This window comes from Marinobacter sp. SS13-12, assembly GCF_030227115.1.
Taxonomy (GTDB): domain Bacteria; phylum Pseudomonadota; class Gammaproteobacteria; order Pseudomonadales; family Oleiphilaceae; genus Marinobacter.
The window spans coordinates 1,488,942-1,501,839 of the sequence record NZ_JASSUA010000001.1 but is presented as its reverse complement, the minus strand read 5'-3'; the positions used below and the strand labels follow the sequence as shown (position 1 = coordinate 1,501,839).

Below are 12,898 nucleotides of genomic sequence, written 5' to 3'. Positions count from 1 at the left end.
ATACTAGAACGACGAAAACGTATTGGGCACCGGTAGATCGTAAATTTCCTGTAAACACCGCTGGTCAGGACCAGGGAGCGGATTTCAGGGTACCTACTGCCCGCAACCGAGCGAACCAACCCCCTTGCCTCTGCCTATTGAAAGTCCAGGCTGATATACCATGGCAAACCAGCCCGCTCACTGAGCTCCAGCTCTGCGATTACCTGGGCTCCCAACAACAGGATGATGGAGCCCACCTCGAGGCTGATCAGCAGGACAATAATGGTTGCCAATGACCCGTACACCACGTTGACGAACGAGATATTGAGAAAGTAATACATCATGACCAGCCGTGTCGCTTCCCACAGTATGGCAGCCACAAGCCCTCCGATCACCGCCCTGCGTGGCGATATACGTACAATGGGCAGTACCTTGTAGATGGCACTGAACATGAGAAAGACGCTGACAAAGCTGAGCACGTATAGAAGAAGGCCCGGCTCCTCGTAAAGCGTGTTGACGAAGGCAAACAGCAGAGTCAGCGTAAACAGACCAACGCCCAGAACCAGCATGAACGCGAAGGGAAGCACGGCTGAAAGCCAGAAGCTGCGCCGGGGATTTTCCGGGCGGTGAAAGATAATGCCAATCGAATCTTCCAGCATCCGGAAAGCAAATGAACTGAAAAAAAGCAGGACCGGAATACCCGCAATCCCGATAATATCCCGCGACTCCATGAACGCACGCACCGCCTCCAGCCACACGTCCGCGTGGGCGGGCGCAAAGTGCTGCGCCTGGATCGCCATGACCTCCAGCAGTTGCTCCTGTTCCACCACGCGGGTGAGCAGAACCCCCATCAAGGCCAGCAGGGGCACCGCTGACAGCAGCACGTTGTAGCCCACGCCTCCTGCCAGCAGAATTCCCCGGTTGCGCAAAAAATTACGCAACACCCTGCGTGAGAACAACCACAGCCGCTGCATGAATACGGCCGGAGAACTGTCACTTTCCGTGTTATCAGTCATGGACCCACCCTGGCATGAGATTGCACATTACCCGGGTGAGCCCTTTTCCGACCAACCTGCATCCGGTTTGAACCGGTCCCCATGGTTCTTTGCCAGGGATTCCAGTGATTCCCGGATATTGTCAAAGCCACGTTTGTGGGCATAGTTCATGGGGCCGCCACGGAAGGGGGCGAAGCCGGTACCAAAGATCATTGCGCCGTCTGCCAGTGCCTCATCCTCGATCACGCCCTCGCGCAGGCAGGCCATGCAGGCATTCAGCATGGGTAACAGCAACCGGTCCAGGGTGTTGTCCGGAGCTGCATTCGTATTGTCCTGCTTGTCGGCTTTGCCTTTCTTCCACTGGTACAGGCCTTCTCCCGATTTCTTGCCCAACTTGCCGTCCTCAACCTTCTGCCTGAGCCAGTCCGGCACCGGCGGCATATCGGTATCCAGCCGCTCACGCAGCATGTCAGCCACACTCAGGCAAATATCCAGGCCTACCTGGTCGGCCAGCTCTATCGGCCCCATGGGCATACCGAACTCTTCCGCCACCCGGTCGATGCTCTCGGCGGGAACGCCTTCATCCAGCATGACCATTGCTTCCACCAGGTAAGGCGTCAGCGCCCGGTTCACCAGGAAGCCAGGCGCGGTTTCAACCGGGGCCGGCAACCGGTCAATCTGGCCAACAAAGGCCAGGGCCCGATCCAGTACTTTCTTATCGGCCTTGTCGTGGTTGACCACTTCAACCAGTGGCATCAGGGCAACCGGATTAAAGAAGTGCAGACCAACCAGGCGTTTCGGGTCCTTGAGTTTCTCACCCAGGGTTTCCAGAGGAATACTGGAGGTATTGGTGGCCAGAATGGCGTCCTGCTTCAGCCTGGGCTCCACGTCTTCGTAGACCTTCTGCTTGATATCCACCTTCTCGGGCACAGCCTCAATCACCAGGTCCGCATATTCAACACCACGGTTGGCAAAATCCGGTGTCAGGCGGTCGAGGATATCCCGGCGCTGGGATTCCGAACGGTGCTTCGTTTCACACAGTTCAGACAGTTTTCCCACCGCGGCGGCCAGCTTCTCCGCCTCCATATCAAAGAGGGTGACACTCAACCCCTGAAAGGCACACCAACCCGCGATGTCAGCCCCCATTGCACCTGCACCGACCACGTGCACATGCTTGACGGGTTCGGCCCCGGTTCGGGTCAGGCCTTTCATCTTTTCTCGCAGGAAAAACACCTTGACCAGGTTGCGTGAGGTGTCAGTCATCATCAATCTGGCAAAAGAGGCGATTTCCTCCTTGCGCATGGATGGGCCGGAATCCCCACCGAACTGTTCCCACAACTCAATCAGTGCCTCAGGGGCAGGATAGTGCTGAGGAGGCGCCTTTTTGGCCGCTTGTGAGCGCATCTGGCGGGTTTGCAGTTGCCTGGCCGGCTTGGTGGAGAGCACCTTGCCACGCATGCCACTGCTGCTCTGTTCAATCTCGCCGGCAATCGCCGCGTCGACAGCTTCCCCAACGTGACGTTCCTCCACTATCTGATCAACGAGCCCCAACTTCTTTGCCTTGAAATCGGGGGCTGTCTTGCCGGTCAGCATCATGGTCATGGCTTCAATGGGGTCCACCAGCTGGGTGAAGCGGGCGGTACCACCCAGGCCCGGATGCAGCCCCAACTGCACTTCAGGGAAGCCCAGCTTGGCGCCCGGAATGGCAAACCGGTAATCACACGCCAGCGCCAGTTCCAGGCCGCCACCCAGGCAAGAGCCATGGATAACCGCGATGGTGGGAAACGACAGCGCCTCAAACCGGTCAACCACTGTGTGGGCTTCGGTAAGCTTGTCCACTACGTCCGACTCCGACTCGAGTTTGGAGAATTCGGAGATATCCGCACCAAGACAAAAGCCTGTGGGCTTGGTAGAGCGTAACACCAGTCCCTTGGGCGGCTTGCTCTCAAGCTCCTCCACAATCTTGTCGAGCTCTTCAAGAACCCCGGCAGAGAGTACGTTGGCTGCGGCGTCCTTTTTGTCAAAGATCAGCCAGGCGACGTCTTTATCGTCCCGAGCAAGGTGCCAGTGCTGCCAGTTACCCGCCTGTTTTTCTGTATCGGCGTTCTCAAACGGTCCCCGGGCCATTTCACGGGCACTCAGGGCTTTCAGAATATGACCTGTCATTGTTGCCTCCTGAATCTTGTGGCTAACGCGTAGATGCTGTGTCGGGCGTTGCTATGGCCGGCGTTAAACGGCCTCAATCAGCATGGCTCCGGACTGACCACCACCAATACATTCGGTAGCAATGCCCCGCTTGTGGCCCTTGCGGTGCAAGGCGTTCATCAGATGGAGGACAATCCGGTTACCGCTGGTGCCAACCGGGTGGCCCATGGCCACAGCACCGCCATCGACATTCAGGCGCTCGGGATCCAGTTTGCCCATGGGCTTGTCCAGTCCCAGGGCTACCTTGCAGAACTCCGGGTCGTCCCAGGCTCTGGTACAGGCCAGCACCTGGGCTGCAAAGGCTTCGTTAATTTCCCACAGGTCAATGTCGTTAAGGCCGGCGTTGTGTCGTTTTAGCAGGGCGGTGGAGCTGAGCACCGGGCCAAGGCCCATGATCTTGGGGTCAAGGGCGGCCCATTCGCTGTCGACCAGAACCGCCCGGGGCTTGAGTCCGTATTTTTTCACCGCGTCCTCAGATGCCAGTATCATCCAGGAGGCTCCGTCAGTGACCTGGGAACTGTTCCCGGGCGTCACCTGCCCGAAAGGCGGCTCGAAGGCTGCCTTGAGCTTGGCGAGGGCCTCGGCGGATGTGTCGGCGCGCACGCCATCATCCTGCCGGAACAATTCCCCTTCCGGCGATACGGCTGGCACCACCTCATCATCCAGCCAGCCTTCCTCCTGCGCCCGGGCAAGGCGCTGGTGGCTTGATACGGCATACTCATCCGCTTCCTGCCGGGTAATATTGAACTGCTGAGCCAAAACCTCTGCTGTCTGGCCCATACTCAAACCGACAATGGGGTCGGTCAGCCCCTTGGCCAGGCTGATTTCCGGCTTGAAGTCCTTCGAGCTGAACTGGCCTAGCTGGCGGGCATAATCCTGCGGAGACGAAGCCGCACTCAGCCCTGCCAGCCATTCCACGGCCTCTGTTTGCAGAACCATGGGGGCATGGCTGAGAGCGTCGGTGCCGCCCGCCAGAATCAGATCGCTGTCACCATCACGGATGTATATGTAGGCGGTATCAATGGACTGCATGCCGGAACCGCAATTGATCTGCACCGTAAACGCGGGCATGGCTTCTCCCATACCCAGGCGCAGGGCAGCAATTCTTGCCGGGTTCATTTCTGATGGCACCACGTTGACACAGCCAAGGATGACCTGGTCATAGGCGTCCGCCGGTATTGGCTGTCGCAAGAGTAGAGGGCGCCCACACTGAACGGCGAGATCAACCGGCGAAAACGGGCCGGGGCGCCCCCTGGCCTTGAGGAACGGGGTGCGTGCACCATCCACAAGATAAACCCGGCGCGATGAGGATTTCCCTGGCGGGCTGGTATTTCCGGTTGCAGTTTTTGAGGTGCTTCGTGTCATCGGGATCCCTCCGTAACTGGTTAGATAGTTCGGTAAGTCCAGTGCTCTACTACAACCGTGGACTCATTCTGCAGTGTTTCAAGGGCGGCCTTCACCACGCTCCATGGTTGAAAACCTCCATTTCATCTATAACTCTAGTACGTGTTACCCGATAAGGAGGACATTTATGTCACGCTCACAGGACCTTTTTCCGACTCGCCTTGAGCGGAAGCTGGGCATGTTCGAAAGGCTGGACCCGGTGGTGCATACGCCAGAAGAAAGGCTCTCCGACGGCCCGTTATCCAGCGAGCAGGTGCGCGAATTCGATGACAACGGATTTCTGTTCTTTGATTCCTTCTTTTCCAAGGACGAGATGGACGGTTTCATCAAGGAACTGAAGGATTATGAGGAAGATGAGGACCTCAAGCTGTCCGAAGGAACCATCCTTGAACCGGGAAAGGAAGAGATTCGTTCCATCTTTGGTATTCATGAGATATCGGAGCGCTTCGACCGGCTGACCCGTGACCCGCATCTGCTGGACATCGTTCACCAGCTGCTGGACAGCGAGGTCTACATCCATCAGTCACGAATCAATTACAAACCCGGCTTCAAGGGCAAGGGATTCAACTGGCACTCGGACTTTGAAACCTGGCACAGCGAAGACGGCATGCCACGGATGCGCTGCCTGAGCTGCTCCATCGTGATGACCGACAACAACGAGTTCAACGGCCCGCTGATGCTGATTCCCGGCTCCCAGAAGTACTTCATTCCCTGTGTTGGCCGTACGCCGGAAGACAACTACAAGGAATCGCTCAAATCCCAGAACCTGGGTGTTCCTGATGCCGCCAGCCTGACCAGGCTGATGAACGAGAATTCCATTGAAGCGCCCAAAGGGCCTCCGGGATCGCTGATCATATTCGAGTGCAACACCCTCCATGGTTCCAACGTGAACATGTCGTGCTGGCCACGAAGCAATCTGTTCTTCGTCTACAACAGCGTTCACAACACGCTGGAAGAGCCGTATTGCGGCAACAAGCCGCGGCCCGAGTTCCTGGCCAATCGGAAGAACCAGGAACCCTTAAAGCCGGTATGACAAGCGCAGGAGGCAAAGCAAGTCCCGCAGAGCTCTGGTCAGAGTAATGCTCTGACCAGAGACTATCGGGCGATCAGTCAACCGATTCCTTTTCCCCCGGCTCGGGCCCGGATTTTTCCAGAGACGGCAATACGAGTACCGGACACGGGGCATTCACTGAAACATGCTCCACTGTCGCCCGGCGCATCGGCCAGTGCCCGGTGCTGCCACGGGATACCAGCATCAACAGATCAGCACAAAGTTGGCCCGCCAGGCCCACCAATTTTTCGCCAGCGTTGCCTGCCACCACGTGCAGGTTTGCACTGCGGTTCAGCGGCAGATATTTCCGCACAAGAAGATCCAGCACCTCCCGGACCTCGGCCTCTTTCTCCTCCGGTGCCTCTTCCGTCACATGCGGGAAAAAACCGCCACCGCCGGGGCTGTAGACACTGGCAAGGTGAAGCTCACCGTCCTCGTCCAAAAGATCCATAGCAGCCGCAAGCGCACGTTTGCCCTCACCATCGTCGTCCGGATCAATGGCGATTAACAGTTTCCGATACATAATCATTCTCCTGTTTCGTTTCGGAAGTGGCCACAACTTCCGGGAAAGCCCGTCCCTGGACCAGTTCATTGATACTGTACCCCCGGTAATCTGCCCGCAGCGCCCGGAACAGAGCCACCGCCATGAAAATCAGTAAAAAACAGAAGGGCAGGCCCAGGGAGGTAATCACGTTCTGCAGGGCATCGAGCCCACCCGCCAACAGCAGAGTGGCAGCGATGACACCCTGGGCTGCCGCCCAGAAAATTCGTTGGCGCACCAGAGACGGCTGATCGTCCCGCCGGGTCAGCATATCGATAACCAGGGAGGCGGAGTCGGATGACGTGGTAAAGAAAATCACAATGATGACGACACTCAGGGCCGATGCTGCTTCCGCAAGCGGAAAGGCTTCCAGGAAAGCAAAAATGGCCACTGAGGGGTCCTGCTGCACCTGTTCAGCCAGCGCGATCTGCCCGTTCATTTCCACCTGAATGGCGGATAACCCGAAGATCCCGAACCACACCAGCGTGAAGGCTGTGGGAGCAAACAGAACACCGGCAACGAACTCACGGATGGTCCGCCCCCGCGAAATCCGGGCAATGAAGATTCCGACATAGGGTGCCCAGGAGATGGTCCAGGCCCAGTAGAACAGGGTCCATTGCCGCTGCCAGTCCGTCTCATTGAAGGTCTCGGTCCAGAAGGCCAACCAGGGCAAGGCATCAAAATAATCACCCACGCTCTGGACCATTCCCTCGGCAATAAACACGGTTGGCCCGACGGCGAGCACGAATAAGAGCAGAACCATGGCCAGCACAATGTTGAGCTGCGACAACCGGCGCACTCCCTTATCCAGGCCGAGAGCCACCGACGTAGCGGCGATACTGGAAATGGTCGCAATCAGAATGACCTGGACCAGGCCAGTCGATGGCACATCAAAAAGATAGTTGAGACCACTGTTCAGTTGCAGCGTCCCCAGCCCCAACGACGTTGCCACGCCAAACAGGGTACCGAGTACGGCAATCACATCCACCGCCCAGCCCCAGGGCCCGAAGGCCCGCTCGCCGAGAATCGGATAGAACAGGCTGCTGATGCGCATGGGCAGGTTGTGCCGGTAGGCAAAGTAGCCGATCGCCAGTCCCGGCATGGCAAAGATGGTCCAGGTGTGCAGGCCGAAGTGATAGAGCGCTACGGTCATGGCATCACCGGCAGCCCTTTCCGAACCCGGCTGCACGCCCTCAAAGGGAGGATTGGCGAAATGGGAGATCGGCTCTGCTACGCCCCAGAACATAAGTATGGTGCCGATGCCGGCGGCGAAGAGCATCGTGAACCAGGTCAGGTTGGAATAGTCGGGGCGGCTGTCGTCGGCTCCCAGGCGGATATTGCCGTAGCGGCTCACAGCCAGACCAAGCAGGAACACCAGTAACGAAGTAACGGCGAGGATGTAGAACCAGCCCAGATTACGGGCCACCCAGCCAGTGAGTAGCCCGAAACTGTCGGCTACGACCTGGTCAAACGGGACCGCCAGGGCGACAAACAAAGTAGCCACCCCGGCAGAGGTGAAAAACACCCCAGGTATAGTCTGGAGCCCAAGTCGGCGCTGCAGCCGTTCCAGCACATCAGCCTCCGTTTCTTCAGAAAAGAGTTACGAAAGGCCTTACGCTACCACATACGCGCCAACCGGTTGTGGGACAGAGATCAATTCCGGTTCAGTTGGCGCTGATGCTCCAACATCTGTTCCATCATGAGCTGCATCTGGTTCATGCGATTCTCCATCATCTCCAGACGCTGCTCGTTATCCATACCGGCACCACCAGCGCGGTTGCCCTGGCCATTGCCAGACTGCTTCTTGCCTTGACCCTGGCCCTGATCATTCATCATGCCCTGGCCCTGGTTATTCATCATGCCCTGACCTTGGCCCATCATGCCCTGGCCCATCATGCCCTGGCCCATCATGCCGCCACGCATCATACCCATGTGCTCCTGCATGGACTCCATGTGCTTTTCGCGGATGCGCTGGCGCTCGGCATCAGATTTGGCGTTGCGCATTTCCTGCATCATGGACTGCATTTGCGACATGTTTTCATTCATTTGCTGCATCTGTTCCTGGTCCATCATGCCCCCGCGGGGCATTTGCTGGGAATTCCCCTGTGCAAAGACCAAAGCGGGCGCTGCCACCAGTACGGAACACGCGATTAAACGGCTAAATCTGTTCATGAGATCCTCCTTAATACCTACATTGAACTGCACCCTGTCCAGTAAAGACCATGAAACTGAACTGGGGCTGAAAAATCACTTCCCATTGACTATAAATCAACAGGGATTGACCTGGGTCATTCGTCCGGAATTCACGCGACAACACTCCTCTGCTTCCACAGATAGAACAGCACGGGAATGACAAGCAGGGCAAGAATCACCGCGCTGATCATCCCTCCGACCATCGGCGCCGCAATTCGCCCCATAACTTCCGAACCTGTGCCGGTACCAATCATGATAGGCACCAGGCCCCCGATTATGGCAGCCGCTGTCATCATCACTGGCCGTACTCGTAATCCGGCCCCGTGCAACACCGCATGGCGAAGGGTTTCCCGCCTGGGGGTCAGCCCTTTCTCTTCGCAGGTTTCCAGCATTTGCTGATAGGACTGGTTCAGATACACCAGCATGATGACACCAATCTCCACAGCAACACCGGCCAGGGCAATGAAACCGACACCGACGGCCACTGAGAAGTTGTAATCCAGCAAATACATCAGCCAGATAGCACCGATCACCGAAAACGGCAGCGTGCCCATGATGATCGCGACTTCCCCGAAACGACGGAAGTTCAGGAACAGCAGGATGACAATAATGGCCAGGGTCAGCGGCACCACATAGGTCAGTTTTTCCTTGGCACGCAGCATGTATTCATACTGGCCAGACCAACTGACCGAATAGCCTGCGGGCAAATCCAGCTCCTCGCTTACGGTGGCCATGGCCTGCTCCACATAGGTGCCGACATCAACCCCGTCAATATCCACGAAGGTCCAGCCATTCAGGCGGGCGTTTTCGCTCTTGATGGCAGGCGGACCGTCCTCCACCCGTATATCGGCCACATTCGCCAGGGCAATCCGCTGCCCCGATGCGGTCACTATGGGAAGTTGCTCCAGCTTTTCGGGCGAATCCCGGTAGTCCTCCGGGTACCGTAGGTTGATCGGGTAACGTTCAAGCCCTTCGATGGTCCTCGATACGTTGATACCACCAATTGCCGAGGCCACCACCTGCTGAACATCTGCGATATTCAGCCCATAGCGGGCGGCTCGCTCGCGATCAATATCCACCTTGATGTAGCGCCCCCCGGCGACCCGCTCAGAATAGACGGATGCTGTGCCAGGTATGTCCACCATGATTTCCTCAAGACGTTTGCCAATGTCCTGAATAATGGCAAGGTCTGGCCCCGCCACCTTGATGCCAACGGGGGTCTTGATGCCTGTTGCCAGCATATCGATACGGGTGATGATCGGCATCACCCAGGCATTGGTTACCCCGGGGAAACGAATCAGGGTATTGAGCTCCTGTTTCAGTTTTTCCGTCGTCATGCCTTCCCGCCATTCATCCCTGGGCTTGAGCTGGATAAAGGTCTCGATCATGGTTAACGGCGCCGGGTCGGTAGCGGTATCCGCCCGCCCTACTTTGCCGAACACGGTTTCGACCTCGGGCAGGGTCGCAATCAGCTTGTCCGTCTGCTGCAACAGCTCCCGTGCCTTACCAATGGAGATGCCCGGGTAGGTGGTGGGCATGTACATCAGGTCGCCCTCGTCCAGCGGAGGGATGAACTCACTGCCGATTTTGGTGGCTGGCCACAGACCGACAACCAGGATCAGCAGTGCAGCCAGAACCGTCATTTTGGGAAACCGGAGCACCAGCTTCAGGGCCGGCATATAGGCACCAACCAGCAGGCGGTTTACGGGATTCTTGTGTTCCGGCAGCACCTTGCCGCGAATGAAATAGCCCATAAGCACCGGAACCAGCGTCACTGCGAGGGCCGCACTCGCCGCCATGGCGTATGTCTTGGTGAAGGCCAGGGGCGCAAACATCCGCCCTTCCTGCGCCTCCAGGGCAAACACCGGCACAAAGCTGACGGTAATGATCAGGAGCGAGAAAAACAGCGCCGGACCCACCTCGGAGGCGGACCGTGCGACAACCTCCCAACGGTTCTCGGGCGTGAGCGGTGTCCGCTCCATGTGCTTGTGCATGTTCTCGATCATCACGATGGCGCCGTCGATCATGGCGCCGATGGCGATGGCAATCCCCCCGAGTGACATGATGTTGGCATTGATACCCTGCCAGTGCATGACGATAAAGGCCGCCAGAATACCCACGGGAAGGCTGAGAATCGCCACCAGTGACGAGCGCACGTGGAACAGGAAGACGATGCACACCAGGCCCACCACCAGGAACTCTTCCAGCAGTTTGAACCCCAGGTTATTGACGGCCCGCTCGATCAGCCCGGAACGATCATAAACCGTCACCACTTCCACACCGTCGGGCAAGCTGGATTTCAGGTCCTCCAGCTTCGCCTTTACACCGTTAATGGTTGCCTGGGCATTTTCGCCGAAGCGCATTACCACAACGCCGCCTACGGTTTCCCCTTCCCCATTCAGCTCGGCAACACCGCGGCGCATCTGGGGGCCGACTTCAACGCTGGCCACATCTTTCAGAAGTATGGGGGTACCGTTATCATCGAGACCCAGCGGGATCGATAACAGGTCGTCACGGGACTGGATATAGCCGGACGTGCGAACCATGTATTCCGCTTCTGCCATCTCAATGACGGAGGCACCCACTTCCTGATTGCCCCGTTTGATGGCATTCTGGATGTGAGCCAGGGGTATGCCCAGGGCCCGGAGTTTTTCCGGGCTGACCTTGACCTGATATTGCTTCACCATACCGCCCAGCGCGGCCACCTCGGACACACCGGGTACCGTTTGCAGCTCGTATTTCAGGAACCAGTCCTGCAGGCTGCGCAGCTCGCTCAGATCGTGGTTCCCGGTGCGGTCAACCAGGGCATACAGATAAACCCAGCCGACTCCGGTGGCGTCGGGCCCAAGCTGAGGCCGGGCCGAGTCCGGCAGGCTGGGCGCCACCTGGGAGAGGTACTCCAGCACCCGGGAACGGGCCCAATACATGTCGGTGTCTTCATCGAAGATCACATACACGTAGGAGTCACCAAAGAACGAGTAGCCCCGGACCGTTTTCGCGCCCGGTACCGATAGCATCGCCGTTGTCATCGGGTAGGTTACCTGGTCTTCTACCACCTGCGGAGCCTGCCCCGGGAAGCTGGTTTTGATGATGACCTGAACATCGGAGAGATCCGGCAGGGCGTCCACTGGCGTGTTCTTCAGGGAATAGAGGCCAAGCCCCGTGATAAGCAAAGTCGCCAGCAGCACCAGGAAGCGGTTACGAACAGACCAGTAGATGATGGCTGAAATCATGACTCGTCTCCGCCATGATTCATGGTGCTGTGATCCATCCCCCCGTGATCCATCTGCGGATCCATCCCGTCACCAGGTGGCGGGGACATCCTTTGAAAATCCGACGTTTTGCTGGATTCGGAATCGATCAGGAACTGGGCCGACGTCACTACCGTATCGCCCGGTCTGGCGCCTTTGAGAATTTCCGCATACTGCTCGCCGATACGCCCGACACTCACATTGACAGACTTGAAGGCGCCCTCCTCCAGCGCCAGCACCAGGCGGTCGCTCTGTCCGGTGCGAATTATGGACTCCCGGGGCACAAGCATGCGTCGTTCCCTTCGCTCCCCCTGAACCTCGAGCCCGGCGAACATACCTGGCAACAGTGCACCATCGGTATTGTCAAAGCGCATTCTGACCCGTGCCGTCCGGGTTTTCGGGTTGATCTCCGGATAGACATAATCCACGCGCCCCGTCCATTGGCGCCCGGGCATGTAATCCAGAGTCATCACCACCCGATTGCCCGCGTCGAGCGCCGAAAGCTGGCTCTCGAATACCTCACCGATCACCCATACTTCATCAAGCGACGCTATCGACAAAACCCGGTCGCCGGGCTTGATGAACATGCCCTCTCGCACGTTCAGGTTATCGATAACGCCCGAGGCCCGGGCATGGACAGTCATTGTCCGCTGAACTTCACGGGCGTCTTTCAACTGCCGGATTACCGTTGCGGGTACATTCAGGGCCCTGAGACGTTCTTCAGCGGCATTGATCAGGCGCTGGTTTCCCCTGTTCAATGCCAGGATCAGCTCTTCCTGGGCGTTAACAAGCATTGGCGAATAGAGGGTGTACAGGGGCTTTCCTTCCTCGACGGTTTCGCCCTCTGCTTTTACGTAGAGGGCTTCGATCCACCCTTCAACACGAGGGTGCACGTGGGTCATCTCATCTTCGTTGTACTGCACGTAGCCCACGGTTCTGAGGGTGCTTGGCAACCGCCCCTGGATTACGGGTGCCGTGCGCACGCCCAGGTTGTTGACCACGGTTGGTGAGATCCGGACCGTGCCTGGTGCGTCCTCCCCGGACCCAGCCTCCTCATAGACGGGAACCAGGTCCATGCCCATGGGCGACTTGCCCGGTTTATCACGTTTGAATTCGGGGTCCATGGGCGCCACCCAATACAAAGGTTCTTTGCTTTCAGTGGTGGCAGTTTCGGGGGCATGGTTCATTCCGGCGTCGGGGGCCAGCCAGTAGGCAGCCGCCGCCCCGGCAACGCCACCCAGTAACACAAAACCCAATGGGCGAATCAGATTGGCCATGG

At 57.9% G+C, this 12,898-nt stretch carries 9 protein-coding genes; 1 reads left to right on the top strand and 8 read right to left on the bottom strand.

The features are described 5' to 3' along the window. Positions 1-134: 134 nt before the first annotated feature. The 3 genes from QPL94_RS06890 to QPL94_RS06880 form a co-directional block, all read right to left on the bottom strand. Positions 135-995 (bottom strand): YihY/virulence factor BrkB family protein, encoded by an 861-nt coding sequence (locus QPL94_RS06890; protein WP_285356408.1) that lies wholly within the window; start codon positions 993-995, stop codon positions 135-137. Positions 996-1,022: 27 nt separating this feature from the next. Then, positions 1,023-3,140, bottom strand: coding sequence for a 3-hydroxyacyl-CoA dehydrogenase NAD-binding domain-containing protein (locus QPL94_RS06885; protein ID WP_285356405.1), 2,118 nt, complete (start codon positions 3,138-3,140; stop codon positions 1,023-1,025). Positions 3,141-3,203: 63 nt separating this feature from the next. Continuing rightward, positions 3,204-4,544, bottom strand: coding sequence for an acetyl-CoA C-acetyltransferase (locus tag QPL94_RS06880; RefSeq protein WP_285356404.1), 1,341 nt, complete (start codon positions 4,542-4,544; stop codon positions 3,204-3,206). 166 nt (positions 4,545-4,710) lie between these two features. Between QPL94_RS06880 and thpD the strand changes: the two genes are divergently transcribed. Next, on the top strand, positions 4,711-5,616 hold the full coding sequence (gene thpD / locus QPL94_RS06875; protein ID WP_285356403.1) for an ectoine hydroxylase: 906 nt from the start codon (positions 4,711-4,713) through the stop codon (positions 5,614-5,616). Between the two features lie 73 nt (positions 5,617-5,689). On the opposite strand, the gene QPL94_RS06870 is transcribed toward thpD, so the two are convergent. The 5 genes from QPL94_RS06870 to QPL94_RS06850 form a co-directional block, all read right to left on the bottom strand. Further along, on the bottom strand, positions 5,690-6,157 hold the full coding sequence (locus QPL94_RS06870; protein WP_285356402.1) for a universal stress protein: 468 nt from the start codon (positions 6,155-6,157) through the stop codon (positions 5,690-5,692). Then, on the bottom strand, positions 6,129-7,748 hold the full coding sequence (locus QPL94_RS06865; protein ID WP_285356401.1) for a BCCT family transporter: 1,620 nt from the start codon (positions 7,746-7,748) through the stop codon (positions 6,129-6,131). The genes QPL94_RS06870 and QPL94_RS06865 overlap by 29 nt, the downstream gene beginning before the upstream one ends. A gap of 80 nt (positions 7,749-7,828) precedes the next feature. Further along, a complete protein-coding gene (locus QPL94_RS06860) occupies positions 7,829-8,347 on the bottom strand; it encodes a hypothetical protein (RefSeq protein WP_285356399.1) in 519 nt (172 codons plus the stop codon). A 131-nt stretch (positions 8,348-8,478) separates the two neighbouring features. Then, positions 8,479-11,601, bottom strand: coding sequence for an efflux RND transporter permease subunit (locus QPL94_RS06855; protein ID WP_285356397.1), 3,123 nt, complete (start codon positions 11,599-11,601; stop codon positions 8,479-8,481). Then, positions 11,598-12,896 carry an efflux RND transporter periplasmic adaptor subunit gene (locus tag QPL94_RS06850; RefSeq protein ID WP_285356396.1) on the bottom strand — a complete coding sequence of 433 codons (1,299 nt, stop codon included), beginning with the start codon at positions 12,894-12,896 and terminating at the stop codon, positions 11,598-11,600. Before QPL94_RS06850 ends, QPL94_RS06855 begins: the two co-directional genes overlap by 4 nt. Positions 12,897-12,898 lie beyond the last annotated feature (2 nt).